This window comes from Desulfonatronospira sp. MSAO_Bac3, assembly GCF_003838035.1.
In the GTDB taxonomy this organism is placed as follows: domain Bacteria; phylum Desulfobacterota; class Desulfovibrionia; order Desulfovibrionales; family Desulfonatronovibrionaceae; genus Desulfonatronospira; species Desulfonatronospira thiodismutans.
Map to the genome: position 1 here is coordinate 1 of NZ_QYZY01000053.1, position 23,320 is coordinate 23,320.

The 23,320-nt window shown below is 56.2% G+C and carries 22 protein-coding genes; 14 read left to right on the forward strand and 8 right to left on the reverse strand.

Annotated features, from left to right (window positions below; genetic code table 11):
* From D5S03_RS01530 to icd, 8 genes are all read left to right on the forward strand, one after another.
* A partial coding sequence (locus tag D5S03_RS01530) for a nucleotide sugar dehydrogenase (protein WP_287042478.1) occupies positions 1-863 on the forward strand: 863 nt, incomplete at its 5' end.
* Between the two features lie 21 nt (positions 864-884).
* Complete coding sequence (locus D5S03_RS01535; RefSeq protein ID WP_008871120.1) at positions 885-1,466, forward strand: GNAT family N-acetyltransferase; 582 nt, start codon at positions 885-887, stop codon at positions 1,464-1,466.
* The gene (locus D5S03_RS01540) at positions 1,459-2,610 is read left to right on the forward strand and encodes a M20 family metallopeptidase (protein ID WP_287042479.1); all 1,152 of its coding nucleotides are present in this window, start codon (positions 1,459-1,461) and stop codon (positions 2,608-2,610) included. Before D5S03_RS01535 ends, D5S03_RS01540 begins: the two co-directional genes overlap by 8 nt.
* Positions 2,611-2,843: 233 nt before the next feature.
* Complete coding sequence (locus D5S03_RS01545) at positions 2,844-3,275, forward strand: RrF2 family transcriptional regulator (RefSeq protein WP_287042480.1); 432 nt, start codon at positions 2,844-2,846, stop codon at positions 3,273-3,275.
* A gap of 170 nt (positions 3,276-3,445) precedes the next feature.
* Positions 3,446-3,814 (forward strand): Hpt domain-containing protein, encoded by a 369-nt coding sequence (locus D5S03_RS01550; protein ID WP_008871117.1) that lies wholly within the window; start codon positions 3,446-3,448, stop codon positions 3,812-3,814.
* Between the two features lie 17 nt (positions 3,815-3,831).
* A complete protein-coding gene (locus tag D5S03_RS01555; RefSeq protein ID WP_008871116.1) occupies positions 3,832-4,254 on the forward strand; it encodes a PPC domain-containing DNA-binding protein in 423 nt (140 codons plus the stop codon).
* 12 nt (positions 4,255-4,266) lie between these two features.
* Complete coding sequence (gene aroC, locus D5S03_RS01560; RefSeq protein WP_287042481.1) at positions 4,267-5,334, forward strand: chorismate synthase; 1,068 nt, start codon at positions 4,267-4,269, stop codon at positions 5,332-5,334.
* Between the two features lie 15 nt (positions 5,335-5,349).
* Positions 5,350-6,531, forward strand: a complete 1,182-nt coding sequence (gene icd, locus D5S03_RS01565) for an NADP-dependent isocitrate dehydrogenase (protein WP_287042497.1) — start codon at positions 5,350-5,352, stop codon at positions 6,529-6,531.
* A gap of 78 nt (positions 6,532-6,609) precedes the next feature.
* Here the strand turns inward: icd and D5S03_RS01570 are convergent, their stop codons facing one another.
* The 8 genes from D5S03_RS01570 to D5S03_RS01605 are packed head-to-tail and all read right to left on the reverse strand — an operon-like array spanning position 6,610 to position 14,566.
* Positions 6,610-8,142, reverse strand: coding sequence for a sigma-54-dependent Fis family transcriptional regulator (locus tag D5S03_RS01570; protein ID WP_008871113.1), 1,533 nt, complete (start codon positions 8,140-8,142; stop codon positions 6,610-6,612).
* Positions 8,143-8,153: 11 nt separating this feature from the next.
* Positions 8,154-8,750 carry an indolepyruvate oxidoreductase subunit beta gene (locus D5S03_RS01575; RefSeq protein WP_008871112.1) on the reverse strand — a complete coding sequence of 199 codons (597 nt, stop codon included), beginning with the start codon at positions 8,748-8,750 and terminating at the stop codon, positions 8,154-8,156.
* Between the two features lie 3 nt (positions 8,751-8,753).
* On the reverse strand, positions 8,754-10,586 hold the full coding sequence (iorA, locus tag D5S03_RS01580; RefSeq protein WP_008871111.1) for an indolepyruvate ferredoxin oxidoreductase subunit alpha: 1,833 nt from the start codon (positions 10,584-10,586) through the stop codon (positions 8,754-8,756).
* Between the two features lie 5 nt (positions 10,587-10,591).
* Positions 10,592-11,260, reverse strand: coding sequence for a tetratricopeptide repeat protein (locus tag D5S03_RS01585; RefSeq protein ID WP_008871110.1), 669 nt, complete (start codon positions 11,258-11,260; stop codon positions 10,592-10,594).
* Positions 11,257-12,138, reverse strand: a complete 882-nt coding sequence (locus tag D5S03_RS01590; protein ID WP_008871109.1) for an Mrp/NBP35 family ATP-binding protein — start codon at positions 12,136-12,138, stop codon at positions 11,257-11,259. Before D5S03_RS01590 ends, D5S03_RS01585 begins: the two co-directional genes overlap by 4 nt.
* 48 nt (positions 12,139-12,186) lie before the next feature.
* On the reverse strand, positions 12,187-12,849 hold the full coding sequence (gene hypB, locus D5S03_RS01595; RefSeq protein ID WP_287042482.1) for a hydrogenase nickel incorporation protein HypB: 663 nt from the start codon (positions 12,847-12,849) through the stop codon (positions 12,187-12,189).
* Positions 12,850-12,868: 19 nt separating this feature from the next.
* A complete protein-coding gene (locus D5S03_RS01600) occupies positions 12,869-13,222 on the reverse strand; it encodes a hydrogenase maturation nickel metallochaperone HypA/HybF (RefSeq protein ID WP_008871107.1) in 354 nt (117 codons plus the stop codon).
* 24 nt (positions 13,223-13,246) lie between these two features.
* Positions 13,247-14,566, reverse strand: coding sequence for a malic enzyme-like NAD(P)-binding protein (locus D5S03_RS01605; protein WP_287042483.1), 1,320 nt, complete (start codon positions 14,564-14,566; stop codon positions 13,247-13,249).
* 195 nt (positions 14,567-14,761) lie between these two features.
* Here D5S03_RS01605 and D5S03_RS01610 point away from each other — a divergent pair, with 195 nt between their 5' ends.
* The 6 genes from D5S03_RS01610 (at position 14,762) to D5S03_RS01635 (ending at position 23,312) form a co-directional block, all read left to right on the forward strand.
* A complete protein-coding gene (locus D5S03_RS01610; protein WP_287042484.1) occupies positions 14,762-16,048 on the forward strand; it encodes a bifunctional folylpolyglutamate synthase/dihydrofolate synthase in 1,287 nt (428 codons plus the stop codon).
* 78 nt (positions 16,049-16,126) lie between these two features.
* A complete protein-coding gene (gene selA / locus D5S03_RS01615) occupies positions 16,127-17,524 on the forward strand; it encodes an L-seryl-tRNA(Sec) selenium transferase (RefSeq protein WP_287042485.1) in 1,398 nt (465 codons plus the stop codon).
* Positions 17,525-17,560: 36 nt separating this feature from the next.
* On the forward strand, positions 17,561-18,943 hold the full coding sequence (locus D5S03_RS01620; RefSeq protein ID WP_287042486.1) for an aminopeptidase: 1,383 nt from the start codon (positions 17,561-17,563) through the stop codon (positions 18,941-18,943).
* Between the two features lie 23 nt (positions 18,944-18,966).
* Positions 18,967-20,874: a selenocysteine-specific translation elongation factor gene (selB, locus tag D5S03_RS01625; protein ID WP_287042487.1), complete on the forward strand. Its 1,908-nt coding sequence runs from the start codon at positions 18,967-18,969 to the stop codon at positions 20,872-20,874.
* A gap of 56 nt (positions 20,875-20,930) precedes the next feature.
* Entirely contained in the window at positions 20,931-21,848 is a 918-nt protein-coding gene (locus D5S03_RS01630; protein ID WP_287042488.1) for a rhomboid family intramembrane serine protease, read from the forward strand.
* Positions 21,849-21,932: 84 nt separating this feature from the next.
* Positions 21,933-23,312, forward strand: a complete 1,380-nt coding sequence (locus D5S03_RS01635) for an MATE family efflux transporter (protein WP_287042489.1) — start codon at positions 21,933-21,935, stop codon at positions 23,310-23,312.
* Positions 23,313-23,320 lie beyond the last annotated feature (8 nt).

Here is a 23,320-nt window from a genome sequence, read left to right on the forward strand (position 1 = left end):
AGGCGGCGGGATTCAAGACCGGCCGGGATGTATTCCTGGTATATTCTCCGGAGCGAGAAGACCCGGGCAATCCGGCTTTCAATACCAGGAGCATTCCCAAGGTCTGCGGGGGCGTAACCCCTGAGTGCCTGGAGGTGGCAATGGCCCTGTACGGCCGGGTCATTGACCAGTTGGTGCCGGTTTCTTCCACCAGGGCCGCAGAAGCGGTCAAGCTCATGGAGAATATTTTCAGGAGCGTGAATATTGCCCTGGTGAACGAGATGAAAACAGCCTTCATGAAAATGGACATAGATATATTCGAAGTGATCCGGGCAGCTTCCACCAAGCCATTCGGGTATATGCCCTTTTATCCGGGACCGGGCCTGGGAGGGCACTGCATCCCCATTGATCCATTCTATCTCACATGGAAGGCCAGGGAATATGATGTAGCCACGCGTTTTATCGAACTGGCAGGAGAGGTGAACACTTCCATGCCGTATTACGTTGTGCAGCGGGCCATGGAGGTGTTAAACGATTTCGGCAGGGCCCTGAAGCAGGCCAGAATACTTCTGCTGGGGCTGGCCTACAAGCCGGACGTGGATGACGACCGGGAATCCCCTACTTACAAGATAATGCATCTGCTGGAGCAAAAAGGAGCGGATGTTTCTTACAACGATCCGTATGTACCGGTAATCAAGCCTTCCAGAGAGTATGCCCATTATGCAGGGCGCAGGTCAGAGCAGGTTTCCGGGGAATATGACCTGGTTATTCTGTGCACCGCGCATAAAGAGTACCAGAATCTGGACCCTGCAGATCTGGGAGTTCCGGTTCTTGACACCAGGGGCTTTTTTGCTGATTTGACAGGCAGGGTCTTTAGAGCCTGAAACTTTTAACCGGAGGAGGAAATGGAAACGTCGGATGATGAGATAAAAGCTCCAAAAATTCGTATCAGGGAGATGGGCATTGATGACCTGGCCCCTGTATATCATATCGGAGAGGAGGTTTTTACGGCTGAGTTTTCAACCAGCCTTTACCGTACATGGGACGAATACGAGATAATAAACCTGTACAGTTCTGACAACGAGTTGTGCCTTGTGGCCGAACTCGATGATCATATCGTCGGCTTTGCCCTGGCCACGACTGTGGAAAAGCCCAGATCGGCCTGGAAGTACGGCTACCTGACCTGGCTGGGGGTGCGCAAGAACCTGCAGCATGCAGGGGTTGGCAACCGCCTGTTCAAGGAGGTAGTCAGGCGCATGGAGCAGATGGGCGTGCGCATGGTCATAGTGGATACAGCCGGGGACAATGTTTCCGCCATCCGTTTTTTTCAGAAACAGGGCTTTGACGACATGAAAGAGCACGTTTTTTTGAGCATGAACCTGAGCCGCAAGTCCAAGGCCAAGGGTGGCAAGAAAAAAAGGCCCAAGAGTGGCAGGAAGTCTATAGTCCAGAAAAAGAAAACCCCCAAGAGAACTGGTTATGCATGATAGAATTGAAAAGGCTGTAAGGGAGATCGATCCCCAGCGGCTTTTGTCGTTGCTGGTGGATATGATTGATATATATTCTCCATCGGGCAAGGAGAAGGATGTCCAGGTCTATATCGAGGACTGGCTTAAAAAAGAAGGTTTTGAGGTGACCCGCCAGGAAGTGGAAGAGGACCGCTTTAATCTGCTTCTTACCATGGGGCAAAAGGATCCGCAGGTGTATCTGGTGGGGCACGTGGATACCGTGGCGGACTGGGATTTTGACGAGGAGGGGCCTTATGAGCAGGGCGGCATCATAAGAGGTCTTGGCAGCGCGGACATGAAGGGCGGTTGTGCAGCCATGGTGGAAACCTGGATGGCCCTGGCCAGCGCTTTTGAACCCGCAGAGCGCCCTCCGGTGGGACTTGCCCTTGTTGTGGGTGAAGAGGAAAGCGGCGACGGCAGTGAGGTTTTCCTTGAGAATAGACGCCCTCCCTGGGTAATCATTGGCGAGCCCACCAGTCTGGCAGCCTGTTATTCCCATTACGGTTACCTGGAGGCCTGCCTGGAGACCACCGGCCGCAAGAGTCATTCATCTCTGCCGGAGCTGGGCCATAACGCAGTGGAGTCCATGCTCAAGATCCTTCTGCATCTGGGCAGGCACGAGCTCTTCCAGCAGGGAAGTTCGGACCTGGTATATTCCATCCGGGAGATGAGTTCGTCCAGGGCGGGTTTTGTAGTGCCGGACAGGTGCGAGACCTGGATTGATCTGCATCTGCAGCCGGGGATGGACCTGAAGAAGCTAAAGAGCCTCATCCGGCAGAGGGCCATGGAGGCCCATGATTTCATAGCCGATTTGAACCTGGAAGTGGGGTTCGAGTCGTCATATCCCGGTTACGACCTGGGCAGCGACCATTATATGGCCGGACAACTGCGCTTTGTGTACGATTACCTGGGTATTCCCTACTATGAGAATATCTTCCGCTCCCAGTCCGACGGCAACCTTTTCTACGAGGCCGGATCCAGGCCTGTGATCCTTGGCCCGGGTTCGCTGGAGACCGCTCATACCCCGGATGAGCATACCAGCCTGGCCGAGGTGACCAGCGCCGCCAGAATATATACTGCGATATGTGCAAGCCTGGATTATGATTCCAGTAGCAACACTTAAAAATATGCCGCTGGACCAGTGTGTCCCTGCAGGACCCAGCTGTATCTATGCGGCAGCAGGACCAAGATTTTTCTGAGTGCCTTTTCCGACAGTTATTCAGCACTCCCTTATTAATAGATACTTAAATCATAGTGAAAAAAATTTCTGGACAACTTTTGAGGTTTATTATAACCAGATACCTACTCTCAGGGTATGAATTGAATTTTCAGACCAATTAAAAAAGGGGTGCTGTTATGAAGCTATCCACAACCATCCGTTATGGTACGAGGCTTATGCTGGACATGGCCGAGCACAATGAGACCGGTCCCATCCGCATCAAGACCATAGCCCAGAGGCAGGGGATTTCAGAGAAGTACCTGGAGAAGATTGTACGTCTGTTGCGCAAGGCCGGCCTTGTGGATGGCTTGAGGGGGCCTGGAGGAGGTTACGTCCTGGCGGTGCCGCCGGAGAAAATCACCATGGGTGCCATACTGGAAGCTGTGCAGGGCAGGATTGAATTGTGCCCCTGCCTGGGGGAGCCGGAGCATTGTGAAAAGCATATGTACTGCAAAACCAGGATGGTCTGGAACGACATCAACGCAGCTGTTTCTTCAAGACTGCACAGTACCACCCTGGCGGATCTGCGGGATTCCACCTGTCCAGTGGATACAAAAGAAGTTCACTGACCCCCCTGCGGCCTGCGGGGATGGTTTAGAGCGCTGACTGCACCAGGAAAAAAACCGGCCTTGAGCCCGGGGTTGCAAGACTATAGGGTGGGCTCCTGGATCTACAACAATGCAGGCATCCTTTGAAGCGCTGAAAAGATACGCACGCAGATTGCTGCGCAGGAGGGATTATGAGTTGCCGGGATTTCGAAAATCTGCCCAGGTTCGATCAGCAGGAAGCCCTGGAGAGATGTATGGACAGCCTGGACTTTCTGCAAGAGCTTGCAGATGTCTTTGTATCGGAAAGTCTTCCCATGTATCTGCCCCGGATACAGGAGGGAGTGGACAACAGGGATTTCGATAAGGTCGCCGGCAATGCCCACGGCCTCAAGGGAGGCTGTTCCTCAATAGGCCTGACAAGGCTTAGAGAAATGTCTTACTGCCTGGAAAAAGCAGGCAAAGACAAAGACCTGCAGACCATGGAAAGGGTTGTGGCGGAATTGACCCAGGAAGCGCAAAAGGTAGAACAATTGATAACCAGCAGGGAACTGTGGAGATAAAAAAGGAGGTGCATTTAATGCAATACAGACAGGCCGGTGAGAAATGGTTCATCCGCATTGACAGGGGAGAGGAAGTGCTGGAGGTTCTGGCCTCTTTTTGCAGGGAGCAAGGCATAACCCTGGGCTCTATAAGCGGTATCGGGGCGGCCGGGGAGATCAAGCTGGGACTTTTTGAAACCGCAAGCAAGACTTACCAGTCCACCGAACTCAAGGGCGACTTTGAAATCACCGCCCTGGCCGGCAATGTCACCACCAAGGAGGGCCAGGTCTACCTGCACGTGCACGCCACGGTGTCGGACAAGGAATGCCGGGCTTTCGGGGGGCACCTGAACCGGGCCCTTATAAGCGGTACCTGCGAGGTGGTCATTGATCAGGCCCAGGGCAGCATTGAGAGGCGTTTTGACGATGATGTGGGCCTGAACCTCATGAAATTCGACTAAGCGCAAAGATCCATGAGCAAGGACTCTTTCGGGAGCCTTTTCCGGGTGACAACTTACGGCGAGTCTCACGGCCCCGGACTGGGAGGGATTATCCAGGGTTGTCCCCCGGGAATTGCTCTTAGTGAGGACATTATCCAGAGGGAGCTGGACAAAAGAAAGCCCGGGCAGGGAGCAGCCTCCACCAGAAGAAAGGAGGCGGACCTGGTCCAGATCCTCTCAGGGGTTTTTGAGGGCCGCACCACCGGCACCGCCATTGGTTTTCATATTGCCAACCAGGACCAGCGCTCCCGTGATTATTCAGGCATCAAGGATATTTATCGTCCCGGGCACGGTGACATCACCTACGAGGCCAAGTACGGGATCAGGGATTACCGTGGCGGTGGCAGGTCCTCGGGAAGAGAGACTGTATCCCGGGTGGCCGCCGGGGCCGTGGCCCAGGAGTTTCTAAGGACCCTGGGTATCCGGGTCCTGGCATACACTGCGGAACTCGGAGGCATACCGGCCCGGGTGCAGGACATGGCTGGTGCCCAAAAGCGGCCCTTTTTCTCTCCGGATCCGGAGGTGGTCTCTATCTGGGAAGAACTGGTCCAGGAGGTCAAATCCCAGGGGGACAGCCTGGGAGGCATTGTGGAGATCCGGGCTGAAAATGTCCCTGCCGGACTTGGAGAACCGGTATTCGACAAGCTGGATGCCAGGCTGGCCTACGCCCTCATGGGAGTGGGGGCGGTCAAGGGTGTGGAGATTGGGGCCGGCTTTGCCGCATCCAGGATGCGCGGCAGTGAAAACAATGACCAGATGGGACCTGATGGATTTTTGTCTAACCATGCCGGCGGAGTGCTGGCAGGCATAACTTCCGGCCAGCCCTTAGTGGTTCGGGCAGGGGTAAAGCCCATTCCATCCATAGCCATAACCCAGAAAACCATGACCAGACAGGGTACTCAGACCCGGGTAAATATCGGCGGACGCCATGATATAAGCGCCATCCCGCGCATTGTGCCGGTGCTCAAGTCCATGGTTATGCTGGTGCTGGCGGATATGGTGCTTTTGCAGAGGGCTGTAAAGACGACAGAGAATAGATGATAAGAAACTACCTCAATAACTAACCCAGACAGCAAACGGAGTTTATCAGTGCGCAAGACTGCATATTTTATCGAGGGAGACGGTATAGGACCCGAAGTGTGGCAGGCAACCAGGCCGGTACTGGACAAGGCCCTGGATAAGGCTTACAGCGGCCAGCACAGCCTGGAATGGGTGGAGCTTCTGGCCGGGGAAAAAGCCTATAAAGAGACAGGAGAGTATCTGCCCGCCAGAACCCTGGATACCCTAAGGGAAGCTGAACTGGCCATTAAGGGCCCCCTGGCCACCCCTGTGGGCGGGGGTTTTCGCAGCCTCAACGTCACCCTGCGCCAGGTTCTGGACCTGTATGCCTGTATCAGGCCGGTGAGGTACTTCCAGGGTATAATGTCTCCTCTCAAAAGACCTGAACTGGTGGATATGGTGGTCTTCAGGGAGAATACCGAAGACGTCTACGCCGGCATCGAGTGGGCTGCAGGCAGCCCGGAAGCGGAAAAAGTGGCCTCTTTCCTGCGCGATGAAATGAAGGCGGATATAGCGCCCGGGTCCGGCATAGGCATCAAGCCCATTTCCGAGAAGGGCAGCAAGCGCTTGGTGCGCAAGGCCATAGATTATGCCCTGTACAAGAAAAGGCCCAGCGTGACCTTAGTGCACAAGGGCAATATCATGAAGTACACCGAAGGAGCCTTCAGGGCCTGGGGCTATGAACTGGCCCGGGAGGAGTACGCCGACAGGACCATCACCGAGGACGAGGCAGGTCAGGGCAAAACCGGGCTGGTCATAAAGGACCGCATAGCCGATGCCATGTTTCAGCAGGTGCTCCTGAAGCCGGAACTATACAGCGTAATAGCCACCACCAACTTGAACGGGGACTATCTATCAGATGCCCTGGCCGCTCAGGTAGGCGGACTGGGCCTGGCCCCCGGGGTGAACATGAGTGACAGGCTGGCCTTTTTCGAGGCCACCCACGGCACTGTGCCCTCCTATGCCGGCAAGGACGTGGTCAACCCGGGCAGCCTGATCCTCAGCGGGGCCATGCTCCTGGAGCATGCCGGCTGGGAAAAGGCCTCGGATCTTATCCACGCCTCCATTGAAAAGGTGGTCTCCAGCAAGAGGGTTACCCAGGACCTGGCCCGACAGATCCCGGACGCCGTGACCGTGGGCTGCAAAGAGTTCGGGGAGCTCATAGGCGAGAATCTGTAGGGTGGTATGTCGGACCTGTCAGACTGGTCAGACTGGTCAGACAGGTCAGAGAGCTCCGACAGGTCCGACATCCCGGACTCAGGTGTATCTCTTGGGATTGATGCGGTATTTTTTGACTTTGTAGTTGATGATGCGGTAGCTGACCTTCAGGTCCCGGGCGGCCTGGAGCATGTTGCCCCGGGCCTTTTTCAGGGCGTCTATAATGAGTTCCTGTTCGAAGCGGGCCACTGTCTCCACAAATGGTAGCTCGGTGTCGGTGGCGGTGCTTTCGGCGGTCTGCAAGGTGGGGGGCAGGTGATAGGTACGGATGACCTCCTCGGAGCACATAAGTACCGCCCTTTCCATGCAGTTGCGCAGTTCGCGCACGTTGCCCGGCCAGTGATACTGAATGAGCAGGTCTATGGCCGGGGTGGAAATGCGCTTGATGTTTTTTTCGTATTCTCTGCTGAAGGTCTGCAGGAAGTGCTCGGCCAGGGGCAGAATATCTTCCCTGCGCTCCCTCAAGGGGGGGATGAAAATGGGAAAGACATTGATGCGGTAGTACAGGTCCTCCCTGAAGGCACCCTCTTCGATGCGGTTTTCTAAGGGCTGATGGGTGGCGCAGACGATACGCACATTGACCCGGGTGGTCTTTTCTCCTCCCAGCCGCTGAATCTCCCCGGCCTGGATGGCCCGTAACAGCTTGGCCTGTGCTTCGGCGCTTAACTCTCCTATTTCGTCCAGAAAAAGGGTGCCGAGGTGAGCCAGCTCAAAGCGTCCCTTTTTCTGACCTACCGCCCCGGTAAAGGCCCCCCGTTCATATCCGAAAAGCTCACTTTCCAGTAGCTCCCCGGGCAGGGAGGCGCAGTTGAGCTTGATGAAGGGCTTGTCCTTTCTGGGGCTCATTCTGTGAATGGCCTCGGCCAGAAGTTCCTTGCCCGTGCCTGATTCCCCCCGGATAAGTACCGTGGCCCGGCTGGGGGCCACCTGCATGACCTGGTTCATGATCATGTTCATGACTTTGGAGGTGGAAATGAGCTGACTCTCGGACATGCTCTGCCTGGCTGTGTTGATCTCTGCTGTGGTGAACTGGGGCAGCTCTTTCTGCCGGCTGACCTCTTCCTGCAGAAAAGAGGTCTGTCTGGCAATAAACATGCCCAGCACCTGCAGAAACCGGCAGTTGGTCTCCAGTTCCGGCAGATCCCGCAGGTCCATCTCGGCGTTTAAGACTCCCAGAATCTCTGTCTCGTTTTCCTGGCTGTGGCGTTTAATGGGCACCGAGATAAAAGACATGCTGGCCAGTTCTTCCGGGGTGCGGTCAAAGGCCAGGTTCAGGAAGTTGGGGTCGTCCTTCATCAGGGGAACGATAATAGGGGACTGTTCCTTGACCACCTGGCCGATGATTCCCTGTCCCGGGGTGTAGGAATACTTGGGGGTCTTGGTGAACCCGATATACAGGCTGAATTCGATGCTCTGGGTCTTGGGATCGAATATGGCCAGAGAAATACGCCTGTAGCCCATTTCATCCGCTGTGGCCTGAAGCAGTTTCTCTAAGCCTTCGCGCAGCGGTCCCTGCCAGCCGTGGTGCATGAGCAGGTTTTCCAGGGCAACCAGGTAATTATTTTCTTTCATAAGCGTTACGGTTAATTTGCCGAAGAGATAAACTCAGCGCCCAGCCTGGCGGCCTTGAGGTTTGCATCCACCAGTTTTGGAGGAAGTCTTTTCTGGATACCCTTCAAAAAGACGTCCAAGTCCAGCTCAAAAAATCCGCCTGCAAAAAAGGCCCCCAGAAGTACCGTGTTGGCGGTCTGAACATTGCCTGCCTGGCCGGCCAGTTCGGTACAGGGGACAAAGTATGATTTTCCGGCGCATCCGGCGACATTTTCCCGGATGTAGTCAATATCCGGATATTGTTCCTTTCCCATGGAAACGGACAAAGGCGGGATGGGGGTATCGCTGCTTAGGGCCAGCCCGCCGGGCCGCAGAAAGGGCAGAGCCCGCAGAGTCTCCAGGGGCTCGAACCCAAGAAGGATGTCCGCCTCTGCATGAGATATTTTGGGGCTCATATAACCGCCCACCAGCACAAAGGAGTGCACTACACCGCCTCTCTGGGCCATGCCGTGGATTTCACCGGCGGTTACTTCCATACCGTTTTCCAGGGCGGTTTCCGCCAGGAGCCTGGTGGCTGTCAGGGTGCCCTGGCCGCCTACACCGGAAAAAAAGATGCGTAAGGGTTTCATGGTTTAACTCCTGCTCTCGGGTTTGATACTGCTGCTGAGCTGGACACAGACCATGCAGCCGGCACAGTGTACAGGACTTATGCGGACCTCTTCTCCTTCCAGGTAAAAGGCGGGGCAGGCCAGGGTGTGCAGGCATTCAAGGCTGGATTCGTCGGATACAGCCACCTTTGCCTTCTGGGTCCTTTTCTGTCCCAGTACCCTGCGGGCGTACAGGGGGCAGGGCTCTTCAGCAATGAGCACCCGGACACCCGGGGCGTCCTTCATCTCGTTTAAGGCCTGGTCCAGGGCTTTCTGGTTCAGGGCCTTGACCTTTTTCACCTGTTCCACTCCGCAGGCCTTGACTAATGGTTCAATGTCCAGGTGTCCGGGCTTTTTGTTGTACAGGGACTGGTCCACTCCCGGATGGGGCTGGTGCCCGGTCATGGCCGTGGTCCTGTTGTCCAGGATAACCAGCAGAAGATCGTGCTGGTTGTAGACCGCGTTGGCCAGGCCGGTAATTCCGGAATGAAAGAAGGTGGAGTCGCCGATGAAGGCCACCACCGGATTTTTTACGGCCCTGGACATGCCGCATCCAGAGGATACCGACGAGCCCATGCACAAAAGAAAATCCGCGGCCTTCAGGGGCGGGAGCATGCCCAGAGTATAACAGCCGATATCCGAGGAGTATACAGCGTCATCACCGAAAATTTTGCGCACCCGGACATATACCGAGCGGTGCGAGCAGCCGGCGCACAGATTGGGCGGCCGGGCGGGCAGTTTTTCCTGCTCAATGCTGCATATTTGCTGGTCCGGCACATCGCGCCCCAGGAAGCGGTGCAGGGCGGCAGTGACCCCGGAGGTGGAGTATTCATCAAACAGGGGCAGATCCTGGTCCTTGCCCTGAACATGGGTGCTCAGTCCGCGTTTCTGGCAGACCAGCCGGACCTCGTTTTCCAGGATGGGTTCCAGTTCTTCCAGGACCAGGACCCTGTCCACGCTTTGCACAAAATCCGCAACCAGGTCCTGCGGGAAAGGATATCCCAGACCCAGTTCCAGGACTTTTACCTTCAGGTCCGGGTAAAGCTTTAGTACGTCCGAGAGATAGGCCCTGCTGACCCCGGAAACTATGACCCCGTCATTGCCCTGGCCGTAAACACGGTTCCAGGGGGAGGAATTTATCTCCGGGCGTATTTTTTCCAGGTTGGTTAGAAGGGCCTTGTGCCTGGCCCTGCCCACTGCCGGGACCGATACGAAACGCTGGGGGTTCTTGACGAACTCTCCGCTGATTTTTGCCGGCGGAAGTTCTCCGAAGGTCACGGGACCGCGCATGTGGTTGATCCTGGTGGTGGTGCGCAGCATGATGGGCTGCTGCCATCTAACTGAAAGCTCAAAGGCCTCCCGGGTCATGTCCTTGCATTCCTGGGCAGTGGCCGGCTCAAAGCAGGGCAGACCGGCCAGGCGCACATAATAGCGGTTGTCCTGTTCGTTCTGGCTGGAATGACACCCTGGATCATCGGCGCACAGGATGACTAAGCCCCCTGGAGTGCCGATGTAGGCCAGGGTCATCAAGGGGTCTGCAGCAACGTTGACGCCTACATGCTTCATGGTCACCAGGGTGGGGACGCCGCCCAGGGCAGCACCTCCGGCGACCTCCATGGCCACTTTCTCGTTGATGGAGTACTCAAAGTAATAATCTCCTCTGTCTGAAAGGCGGAAAAAGGTGTCCGGAACTTCCGAGGAAGGGGTGCCCGGGTAGCAGGAAATAAATCCCACTCCGGCTTCTAATGCACCGCGGACGATGGCCTCGTTGCCCAGGAGCAACTCCCTGGCCCCGGATTTTGGATCTAAAAGATTCATCAGTCTTAGCTCCCTTGTTGTTCTGTCTTTTTACGCAAGCTGTCTATCTTGTAGCGGATAAATCCATCATCTGCTCCGTGGGCCAGCTCTTTAAGGCTCTGGTATGACTCCAGGGCCTGCTGATAATCCCCTGCCTGTTCAGCCACAAAGGCCTTCTGGGTGTGGTACTGGTTTATAAACTCCCTGGGAAACTCGTCCCCGGCCTCCTGCAGGATCTCCAGAGCCCTGGCATAGTCCTGCATGAGTTCATAAGCCTTGGCCCGGCCCAGAAGGGCCAGGGGCTGAAGGGAATCGTCCTTTTTCTCCAGGCGGCTGAAGGCATCGGCGGCCTCCTGGTATTTGCCCGTGTCCATGTAGATACGGGTAAGCTCGAATAGAGCCCCCCCCTGCATGGCACCGGGTGCGTCCTCCAGAAATTTCTCCAGGGCCTGTATTCTTTCCTCCTGGTCCTGCATGGCCAGTATTTCATTCATTTCTTCCTGGGCCTGTTGCTGGGCCCTCTCGGTAAAAAAGGTGTACCCGGAATAGGAGGCCGCACCTATTACCACGGCCACAACCACCGTGAGGATCATTTTCTGGTATTCCTGGATCTTTTGCAGCAGGGGATGGGCGGTTTCGTCCGCCTCGCTCATGAGCCTGTCCAGAAATCCCTTCCTGTTGCCGGGATCTGTCATATGGCCTCCGTTGCTTCTGCGTCTTTTCTGTTGTCAGCTGTCACACTTTCAAGCATGGAACTGATGATCAGGGCCGCCGGACTCTGGGGGTGGGTCTTGACGTAAATATAGCCTTCGTCTCCGGAACGAACTATTTCCGGGTCTATGGGGATGCGTCCCAGGAAGGGGACATTCATTTCCCGGGCCAGGCTCTCGCCTCCCCCTGAGGTGAAGATATCCAGGTGTTCGTTGCAGCTGTGGCATACGTATCCGCTCATGTTTTCCACTATGCCGGCAACAGGAGTATCCATGTCCCGGCAGAAGCTTACTGAGCGGCGAACGTCGTCCACGGCCACCGCCTGGGGGGTGGTGACGATGACCGCCCCGGTTCCTTCTCCCAGAAGCTGCAGAACGGTCATGGGCTCGTCCCCGGTTCCGGGAGGGCAGTCCACTACGAGATAGTCCAGCTCACCCCAGGCCACGTCCTGCAGAAACTGCCGGATAAGGCCCATCTTGACCGGACCGCGCCAGATGACCGCATCCTGGTTGCTGGGCAGTAAAAAGCCCAGGGACATGACCCACAGGTTCCTGCTCCAGGGGACGGGTTCCATGAAATCCTTGTCCATGTGGGGCTTCTCCCCGGTGAGGCTTAACAGCCTGGGGATGCTCGGTCCGTGTACATCCAGGTCCAGAAGACCCACCCGGTAGCCCTGCAGGCTAAGCCCCACGGCCATATTGGCGGCTACTGTACTTTTGCCCACGCCGCCCTTGCCGCTCATGACCACCAGTTTTTTACTGATCCTGTCCATGCGGCTGCGCAGTTTGGCATCTTTGTCCTGTTTTTCTTTCTGCTTATCTTGAGCGCCGGGACATGTGGGCGCCATTTTCAGGTCCTTCATATTATCCTCCGTGGAATGCCCCTTTTGGGGCGGATATTTTTATGGGTTTTAGTTGCCCTTTTTTTTCCTGTGCACCTCTTTTCTAAGCCATTCGTGCCAGGGCTCAAGTCCTTCCCCGGTTCTGGCCGAGAGGGAGAAAATTTCTATGTTTTTATTTATGTTTCTGGCAAACCCCGAAGCCTTGTCCATGTCAAAATCCACGTAAGGCAGCAGGTCGGTCTTGTTTAGAAGCAGCACCCTGGATTCGGCGAAGATGAGGGGATACTTTTCCGGTTTGTCATCGCCTTCCACCACGCTAAGGATGGTCACCTTGAAATCCTCGCCCACGGAAAATTCAGCCGGGCAGACCAGGTTGCCCACGTTTTCCACAAACAGGATGTCGGTCTGGTCCAGGTCCATTTTACCTGCGGCCTCCTGGACCATGGAACTGTCTAAGTGGCAGCCGCCCTCGGTGTTGATCTGCAGCACCTGGGCCCCGGTGGCGGCTATTCTTTCGGCATCGTTGCTGGTCTGAAGATCACCCTCTATAACCGCCATGCTGAACTCGTCTCTTAACTGGTCCAGGGTCTTTTCCAGCAGGGAGGTCTTGCCGGCACCGGGTGAACTCATGAGATTGATGACCAGGATGCCCTTTTGCCTGAACATTTCCCGCAGCTGGTCTGAAATGCGGTCGTTGGCCTCCAGTATATTGCGCAGTACTTTTATCTGCATTTATTTTCCCCGGTTTTGATTATTCAACTTCCATTTCCTCAACCAGAAGCTCCTTTCCGGAGATGACTTCATGCCCGAATTCGGCTCCGCAGCTGGTGCAGGTCATGATAAGCATATCCCGGTCCTGAGGAGAAAACTCGGCTGCGCATTCCCGGCAGCGGACTTTCAGGGGCACTTCCCTGGTTTCCAGGACAGCTCCCTCCAGAGGAGTCTGGCTGGTCAGGGCCTGAAAGGCGGTCTGCAGGGCCTCGGGAACAATGGCCGAGATGCGTCCGTAGGATATTTTTACCCGCAAAAGCCTGCGGGCGTCGTTTTGAGCCATTTCCTGCTCCACTATGCGGATCAGGTTCTGGGCTATGGACATTTCGTGCATGGAGGTATTAATCTTGTTATAAGGCTAAAAATTCAAACTGTAAGACCTGATAAACTCCCGGATTCTTTTCTGGGATTCGGCCATGCGGGTTTTAAGGGACTGCTGGTAACTGTCCATATCAATGCCGGTCCTGGCCAGGCCGCTCTGCACGGCCGCCCTGGCCACTGCCGGGGCTTCCCATTCAACTATCCTGGGGTCCAGGGGTTTGGGGATCACGTAATCCGGGCCGAAGCTCATTTCGCCTACCCCGTAGGCCTCAAGTATTTCCTCCGGAACCGGCTCCTTGGCCAGGGCGGCCAGAGAGCGGGCCGCAGCCAGTTTCATGTCCTCGTTAATACCTCTGGCGCGCACGTCCAGGGCTCCCCGGAAAATAAACGGAAACCCGGATACATTGTTGACCTGGTTGGGAAAGTCGGAGCGCCCCGTGCCCATGATACACTCCGGGTCCGCCGCCTTGGCTTCGTGATAGGAAATCTCGGGATCAGGGTTGGCCATGGCGAAAATTATGGCCGGTCTTGCCATGGAGCGGACCATGTCCCGGTTAAGCAGGTCCTTGACCGACAGCCCGATAAACACGTCGGCCCCTCTCAGTGTGTCCTGGATGCCTCCATGGTCTTTTGCCTGGGCAAACTGTTTTTTGTAGGGGTTGAGGTCGCTTCGACCCTGGTGAATGAGTCCGCGGGTATCGTACATGAATATGTTTTCCGCGGGAAGGCCCATGCTGACGTAAAAGCGGCAGCAGGAAATGGCCGCAGCTCCCGCCCCGGAGACCACCATTTTTATGTCCTGGATGTTTTTGCCGGTGATTTCCAGGGCGTTTAAAAGACCGGCCCCGGAGATAATGGCCGTGCCGTGCTGATCGTCGTGAAAAACAGGGATGTCCATCTCCCGGATGAGAGTCTCCTCTATCTCGAAGCATTCCGGGGCCTTGATGTCTTCGAGGTTGATGCCCCCGAAGGTGGGCTCCACCATCTTGACCCACTGGATAAATTTTTCCGGGTCGCTCTGGTTGATGTTCAGGTCGTAGACGTCTATATCAGCAAAGGCCTTAAACAGCACTCCCTTGCCTTCCATGACCGGCTTGGCCGCCAGGGGGCCGATGTTGCCCAGTCCCAGGACCGCGGTGCCGTTGGAAATCACCGCCACCAGGTTGCCCTTGTTGGTGTAGCTGAAGACCTGGTCCGGGTCCCTGGCTATCTCCAGGCAGGAGTTGGCCACTCCAGGACTGTAGGCCATGGACAGGTGTTTCTGGGTGGTGCAGGGTTTGGCGGGGACAACTTCCAGTTTGCCCTTCCTGCCCATGCTGTGGTAATCAAGGGATTCTCGGGGGGTGAACAGGGGCATTATTTTACCTTTTTTGACCAGTGGAAGGTGAAAGTATTATTACAGGCAGCCTGTAAAATTTTTTTGATTTCCGCCGGCATGGTTTTGATGTTGACAAATATTATGTTTCGTATTCAGCAGTCTTACTGGTTTCGGCCACAAACTGATTATTCTATGCCAATTATTTTTTCTTATCAAGCAGATATTTAAGCCAAAATGTATAAATTTAATGATTTTAGTGTGTTGCAGGAATATCTGGATCACCTGGGGCTTTTTCGCATGGAGCTTGGCCTGGAAAGGATGCAAAAGGCCCTGCAAAGGGTGGATTTCAGGCCCGGGGAGCCATACCTGGTACAGATCATAGGCACCAACGGCAAAGGATCCACCGCTTCCTACCTGGAAAGCCTGGCCCGGATGCATGGACTTAAAACAGGCATCTTTACTTCTCCGCACCTGGTAAGCGTCAAGGAGAGGGCACTGGTAAACGGTAAAAAGCTATCGGACAAGGCCTGGCTCAAGGCGGCCAACCTGTTGGATGGCTCCTGCGGGGATCTGGAACTAACGTATTTTGAGTTTTTGACCCTGGCGGCGATGCTCATGTTCCGTGACGCCGGTGTGGACCTGGGTGTCATGGAGGCCGGCCTGGGAGGCAGGTATGACGCCACCACCACCCTGGAAGCAGGACTGCAGGTCTATACCTGCATAGACATGGACCATACCAGCATTCTGGGAGAGACCATTGAAGAGATAGCCCGGGACAAGGCCATGGCCGTGCGTGCGGACTCCACGGTGGTCCTGGCCCGGCAGAATTATCCTCAGGCAGCGGAAACTGTGCAGAGTACAGCCTCCGGGGTCGGAAGCAGCCTTTACCGGGTGCAGGACTTTTTTGTACAAAAAGATGCAGGTTCTTATTTTACCGGGGAGCCGGATTTTTTTGTGGGTACGGACGTGCCGGGTATCCATGGGGATTACCAGCTGCAGAATGCAGAGACCGCTCTTGTGGCCTGGCGGATACTCTCAAGAAGGTTTGACCTGAAGATGGATCCGCAGAAGTGCCTGCAGGCCCTGCAGGATACATTTCTGCCGGGAAGGATGCACGTGGTAAGCAGGGACCCACTGATCATTCTGGACGGGGCGCACAATCCCGGTGCCATGGACCGGGTGCATTCCTTTCTTGGGGGCCTGGACATAAGACCCGGTCATATTGTTTTTACCTGTCTGAGCGACAAGGAGATAGAGCCCATGCTGCAGATGCTCAGGCGCTTTTACCCGGCCAGGGTGCTGGTGCCGGACATGGGTTCTGGTCCCAGGAGCATGGACAGGCAGGAGCTTTTGAGCATGATGGGTGACGGGGCAAAGCCCCTGGATGATCTGGAGGGGTTCTTGAAGGGCCTTGCTCCGGGGGACGACCCGGTGCTGGTGTGCGGCTCTTTGTACCTGCTGGGACATGTGTACAGGCTTTTTCCGGAGTGGATGAAAAAGAAAGGGATCGGACTGGTCTGACTGGTCAGACAGGTCTGACAGGTCAGACACGTCCGACCTGTCAGACACGAAGTACTACTGCAATTACAGGAGGAAAACTTGTCCAAGCTTTATCGCAGTCTGCCTTCGGTGGACTCGGTCCTGGCCGGAGCGGTCCAGGACCCTGATCTGGCCGGGCTGCCCCGGAATATGCTCCGGGACCTGGTAAATGACTTTCTGGACCTGTGCCGCGAGGAGATCCGCTCCGGGGTCATAGCCCGGGAGAGCGACCTGGAAGCCAGTGTACTGCAGCCAAGGTTGCTGGCCTACCTCAGGGCGCACTCCAGGCCGCATTTCCGGCGGGTCATCAACGCCACCGGGGTGGTTATCCATACCAACCTGGGCCGCTCCATTCTCACCCACGAGGCTGCTGCCTCCGTGAGCGAGGCATGCAGGCACTACTCCAACCTGGAATTTTCCTTAGATACCGGCCAGAGGGGCAGTCGGTATTCCCACGTGGAAGACCTGCTGTGCCGTATTTCCGGGGCCGAGGCCGGACTGGTGGTGAACAACAACGCTGCCGCAGTCCTGCTGGTGCTGGACACCCTGGCCAGGGGCAGGGAAGTGGTGGTTTCCAGGAGCCAGTTGGTGGAGATAGGCGGGTCATTTCGTATCCCGGAGGTCATGGCCAAGTCCGGCGCGCATTTAAGGGAGGTGGGGGCCACCAACCGTACTCACTTAAAGGACTATCGCCAGGCAATTGGCCCGGACACCGGGGCGCTCATGAAAGTGCACACCTCCAATTACCGCATCATCGGGTTCTACAAGGAAGTCTCCCTGAAGGAACTGGTTCAGCTGGGCCGCGAGCATGATCTGCCGGTCATAGAGGATATGGGCAGCGGCAATTTTTTTGACTTTCAGGCCCACGGTTATAACTTCATGCCTGAGCCCACTGTGCAGCAGGTAATCCGCGACGGGGTCTCGGTGGTCTCCTTCAGCGGGGACAAGCTTCTGGGCGGCCCCCAGGCCGGAATCATCCTGGGGGAAAAGAAATATATCGACCCCATCAAGAAAAATCCCATGAACCGGGCCCTGCGCATAGACAAGATGACCCTGGCCGCCTTAGAGTCTACTCTCAGGATGTATTTGGACCCGGAGCTGGCTAGAAGCAAAATCCCCACCCTGCGCATGATAACCGCCGGGGAAAAGGATTTGCAGCAAAAAGCCCGCAGGCTTAAAAACCGCATCCGAAGAAATATCAAGGCGGACATGGAACTTGCTGTTTTTCCGGCCCAGTCAAGAGTGGGCGGCGGGGCCTTTCCGGAGCAGGATCTGCCCACTACACTTGTGGGGATCAAGGTTGCCGGATTGAGCTGCCAGGACATGAGAAACAGGCTTTTAAATACCGACCCCCCGCTGGTGGGGCGGGTTGAAGAAGATTTTTTCTGCCTGGATCCCAGAACCATTGACGATTCTGAAATGGGGATGGTGGTTTCGGTGCTCAAGGATATCCTTTGAAAGTAAATGCAACTAACTGATAATACAGGGGAATATATGGAGTTCAAGACCAGGAACTGCTGGGAAGTTTACAAGAGCAAGAAACACAGGGGGGCCATGGATAAAATGGCCCGCAGGTACGTGGAGTTTCTGAGCCGGTGCAAGACAGAGCGCGAAACCGTGGAGTGGGTGCGCTCCAGGGCCGTGGAAAGCGGTTTTTCAGAGGACTGGAGTTCGGATAAGGTTTTCAAGGTGCACAAGGGCAAGAGCATTTTTCTGGCCTGGAAGGGAAAACAGCCCCTGGCCCAGGGAGTGCGCCTGCTGGGGGCGCATGCTGATACCCCGCGCCTGGATCTCAAGCAGAGACCGGTTTACGAGGAGTGCCAGGTGAGCCTGGCCAAGACCCATTACTACGGAGGCATTCGCAAGCACCAGTGGCTGGCCAGGCCCCTGGCCCTGCACGGGGTGATAATCAAGACCGACGGCACCAGGATAGACGTAAACATCGGGGAGAAAGAAAGTGATCCGGTGTTCACCGTGTCCGACCTGCTGCCGCATCTGGCCCAGAAGCAGATTGAAAAGAAGCTGTCCCAGGCCTTTGAGGCTGAGAAGCTGAACGTCGTCCTGGGTCATATGCCTTATTCCCGGGACACAAAAGACTCCGGGGAAGAGGCGGAAAAAAAGGCAGTCAAGAAAAACGTCCTGCACCTTTTGAACCAGAAGTTCGGTATTGTGGAGGAGGATCTCTACAGTGCGGAACTGCAGGCGGTTCCGGCAGGACCGGCCAGGTTCGTAGGCCTGGACCAGGGGCTTATCGGCGGATATGGTCACGATGACCGGGTGTGCGTCTTCACCGGCATGGAGGCCTTTTTGCAGAAGGGTGAGCCTGACTTCACCCGGGTAGCCATTTTCTGGGACAAGGAGGAGATCGGCTCCGAAGGTTCCAGCAGCGCCAGGTCCCTGTTCATGCAGTACTGCCTGGAAGAACTCATAGAGAACTGGGAGCCTGCGACCAGACCCAGGACTATGTTTGCCGCCACCCGGGCCGTATCCGCAGATGTGCACGCGGCCATGGATCCGGATTACCAGGATGTGCATGAAAAGCTCAATGCCTCCCTCATTGGTCACGGTCCAGTCTTTTGTAAATTCACCGGACACAGGGGCAAGGTGGGGGCCAATGATGCCCACGCCGAATACATCGGCTGGCTGCGGGCAATTCTCAACAGGGCAGGCGTACCCTGGCAGATGGCTGAAACCGGCAAGGTGGACCTGGGCGGAGGCGGCACGGTGGCCAAGTTCCTGGCGGTATACGGCATGGATATTATAGATTTCGGCCCAGGGGTTCTGGGGATGCACAGCCCTTTTGAGATCGTGAGCAAGGCCGATGTCTACGCGGCTTATCTGGCCTATTCGGAGTTTTTCAAGGCCGGGAACAACTAAACCAACCTCTTACAGGAGTTAAAATGCCTGTCATAATGGGGACTGCCGGGCATATAGATCACGGCAAGACCACTCTCATCAAGGCCCTGTCCGGCATGGAATGCGACCGGCTGGTGGAGGAAAAAAAACGCGGCATTACCATTGAGCTGGGTTTTGCCTTCATGGACCTGGAGCCGGGAATGCGCCTGGGGATAATCGATGTCCCCGGGCATGAGCGTTTTGTCAAGAACATGGTTTCCGGGGCCTCGGGCATAGATTTTGTTTTGCTGGTAATCGCGGCGGACGAAGGGGTCATGCCTCAGACACGGGAGCATCTGGATGTATGCACTCTGCTGGGGGTGGAGACCGGACTGGTGGCCCTGACCAAGACCGACATGGCTGATCCCGAGTGGCTGGAGCTGGTGCAGGAGGATGTGTCCGACTATCTGCAGGACACTTTTCTAAAGGATGCTCCTGTGGTCCCGGTTTCTGCGCATACCGGCCAAGGCATCCAGGAGCTTCTGGGGCATATCCGGCAGATGGCCGGGGAGTTCAAGCCGCATCGCCGCTCGGATCTTTTCCGTCTTCCCATGGACAGGATTTTCACCATGCGCGGGCACGGCACGGTTATCACCGGGACTACTGTTTCCGGCCGGGTAAAAGTGGGAGACGAGATCATGGTCTATCCCCAGGAGATAACCTCCAAGGTTCGCTCCCTGCAGGTGCACGGGGAGCAGACCCAGGAGAGCCAGGCCGGGATGCGCACCGCTGTCAACCTGCACGGACTGGAGGTGGAGGACCTGGAACGCGGTTTTGTTCTGGGCAAACCAGGCACCCTTTTTCCCTCCAGGGCCTGGGACCTGGAGCTTACCCACTTAGAATCCGCCCCCAGGCCCCTGAAGCACCGCACCCAGGTGCATTTTCATCACGGGGCCAAGGAAGTCCTGGCCAGGATCTATCTCCTGGACCGGGACAAGCTGGAGCCGGGGGAAAGGTGCGTCTGCCAGGTGCGTTTCGAGGACCCCATGGCCGGGGTGTACGGAGATCGCTGCGTCATCCGCTCATACTCACCCCTGCGGACCATTGCCGGGGCCGGGATAATAAATCCCCTGGCGGGCAAGGTAAAAAGGTTTTCCAGCCAGGTGCAGACCCTGGAAAGACTGGCCCGGGCCAGGGCCGAAGAGCTTATCCAGGTGCAGCTGGAGATTGCCGGAAGCAAAGGTCTTTCCCTGGCCCAGCTGGTGATCCTGACAGACCTGGAAAGCAAGGAACTGCAGAAAAAGCTGCAGCTCATGGGGGGGCGGCAGGAAGTATTTCTGGTGGACAAGGAAAGCCGCATCTACGTGGCCGGGGAAGTGGTAAAAAGGCTTGAAGAAAGCATGCTGGCAGAGCTTCAGGAACTGCACCGCAGATTTCCCATGCGCCAGGGCGTGTCCAGGGGGGAGTTGGCCGGGAAATGGGCCAGGGATATCCCGGAAAAGCTGTTCTTTTTTGTCCTGGAGCGCCTGGTGCGGGCCGAAAAGATAGTTTCCGAACAGGAGTATTACCGCCTGCCCCAGCACAAGGTCTCCCTGGCCGCGGACCAGGAGAAGCTGCGGGAAAAGATCACCCGGACCTACAAACAGGCCGGTATTCAGCCCCCCACTGTGAAAAAGCTCCTGGAAGATCTGGGTCTGGAGATGAAGGAAGCAGGCCCGGTGCTCAGGCTTTTGCAGGATGAAAAGGAACTGGTGAAGATAAACGAGGATTTTTATTTTTCAGCCGGGGCGGTTCAGGAACTAAAGGACAAGGTCAAGGATTACCTGGAGAAAAACGAGGAAATGGGACCGGTGGAATTCAAGGAGATTACCGGGCTTTCGCGCAAGTTCGCCATACCCCTCATGGAATTCATGGACAAGGAGAAGCTGACCATGAGGGTGGGGGACAAGCGCAAGCTGCGCAAGAGAGCGTGATTTTTCTGCAGGATAATCAAAAAGGCCGCAACCAGATATGCCCCGGAAATACATGAATGTCTGAAAACTACAGGGATCTGATAAAGGAGCTGGACCTTCTGGGGCTGTACAGGGGGGATGGGAGCAAGAAAAAGGAGTGGGAGCTGGTGCTCATTGCCATGGGCGTGGATTATCACTGGGAGCATGGGCGTATCATGGTTCCGGCTTCCCAGGCGCCCCGGGCCGTGGAGGAAGTGCGTCGCTACGAAGAAGAGGAAGTGGAGCTGGAGAAGTACGAGCCGGACCAGGCTCCCAGGCAGCAGAATGCTGTCAGCTCCCTTTTTGTCCTGTCTCTTTTGCTTCTTTTTTTTACCGTGGTCTACGAAGGGCTGGGGCAGTCCGAATGGCAGTTTCTGCCCTGGCTGGAACAGGGCAGCGCCAATGCTTCAAAGATAATTGCCGACGGGGAATGGTGGCGGACCATCACCGCTCTGACCCTGCACGGGGACCCGGCCCATGTCCTGGGCAATGTTATCATAGGGGCTCCTTTTGTGGTGGCGGTATGCTCCCGCCTGGGCCTGGGCCTGGGCTGGCTGACCATCCTGGCTGCCGGGGCCCTGGGCAATTATATAAACGCCATAGTCATGTCTCCGGCCCACAACAGCATCGGTTTTTCCACGGCAGTGTTTGCAGCGGTGGGCATCATGTCCATACACTCTGTAAAATTTTCCAGGCTGTCCATGGGCAATGCCTTTGTCCTGGGTCTGGCCCTGCTGGCCATGCTGGGTGTGGGGGGTGAGAATACCGACGTGGGGGCGCACCTCTTCGGCCTGGCTGCAGGTTTTGGGCTGGGCATCCTGACCCTCAGGGCGGTGGACATGCAGGAAAGCCTGCAACGGGTGGATTTTCTTTTCGGAATCACCGCCGGGCTCCTGGTGGTGGAAAGCTGGCTCATGGCCCTGTGGGGAGAGGGTCTTATGGATGTGCTTTTTTGATAAGTCCCCAATGCCAGGGCAGACCAGGGATTTTTAAATCATCAATATGTCACATGAAATGCACAATTCTGGACTCGGGTCTTAATGCCTGAAAAAGGCTCATACAGAACCATCTGGACCCTGGCCTGGCCGCAGCTGCTCATGATGTTCTTTCACTTCCTCATAGGATTTGTGGACGTGTGGGTGGCAGGACGCCTGGGGCGCGAAGTCCAGGCCAGCATGGGCATGATCACCCAGGCCCTTTTCTTTTTCCTGGTGGTGGCCATAGCCCTGGCCAACGGCAGCGTGGCCGCCATAAGCCAGTCCTGGGGGGCGGGGCTCATGCTCCGGGTGAAGAGATATATCGGGCTGGGCTTAGAGATCGGTGTCTGCCTGGGATTTGTTTTTCTGGCGGCCGGGCTTCTGTTGAAAGATGTCCTGCTGGACCTTTTGCAGCTTTCCGACGAGGTCCTGCCCGTGGCCGGGTATATCCTGCAGGTTTTTTTGTATATTCTGCCCGGGTATTACCTGCTCATCATCTGCAACGCCATGTTCAGGGCGCAGCAGAAGGTCATGATTCCTTTGTATTCCATGATGATCGTGACCGCGGTGAACACCTTCGGGGACTTTGCCCTGGGCCTGGGCTGGTGGGGTTTTCCCAAGCTCGGCTACAAGGGGCTGGCCTGGACCACTTTCGGAGCTGTACTATGCGGAGTGCTCTTCAATCTGTTTATCCTTTACCGCCAGGGATTTTTGAAGCGCGCAAGCTTTGCCCCCTGGCGCTGGATCAAAAGGGCCTGGCCCTACCTGTTCAAAGTGGCCTGGCCCGCAGGCCTGGTTCAGGTGGTGTGGCACTCGGCCTACCTGGTGCTTTTTGCCATTACCGCAGCCCTTCCCGTGGGCAGCGTAGTGGCCCTGGCCGGCATGAGCGCGGGGCTGCGGGTGGAGTCGCTTCTTTTTCTGCCCGGAGTGGCCTTTAATTTCACCGCTTCCATTCTGGTGGGCAACTGCCTGGGAAGGGGGGACGTACAGGGGGCCAAAAAGATCGGTTACCAGGTGATGCTGGTGGCCCTGGTTTCGGTCAGCCTTCTGACCATTGCCATGTGGCAGGTGATTGAGCCGGTGGCCGGGTTTGTGGCCCCGGATCCTGAAGTGAGCCGGGAGGCTGTAAATTATCTCCAGTACAACATGGCGGCCATTCCCTTTCTGCTGGTGGCCATGGTCCTGGGCGGAGCCCTGACCGGGGCCGGGGCCACGCTTTACCAGATGTTCGGCATGGGAGCGGCTTCCTGGCTTATCAGGGTCCCCCTGGCCTATGTCCTGGGGCACCTGGTCATCCAGGAGGCCACAGGGGTATGGATGGCCATGTTTATTTCCATGGTTTTTCAGGCCGGGATAATGCTGTATCTTTACCAGTTCACCAACTGGGCGAATTTCGCCCAGAGAAAAGGCAAACAGCCGGGACAACCGGCACAGGCAGGGTAAATCAGCCC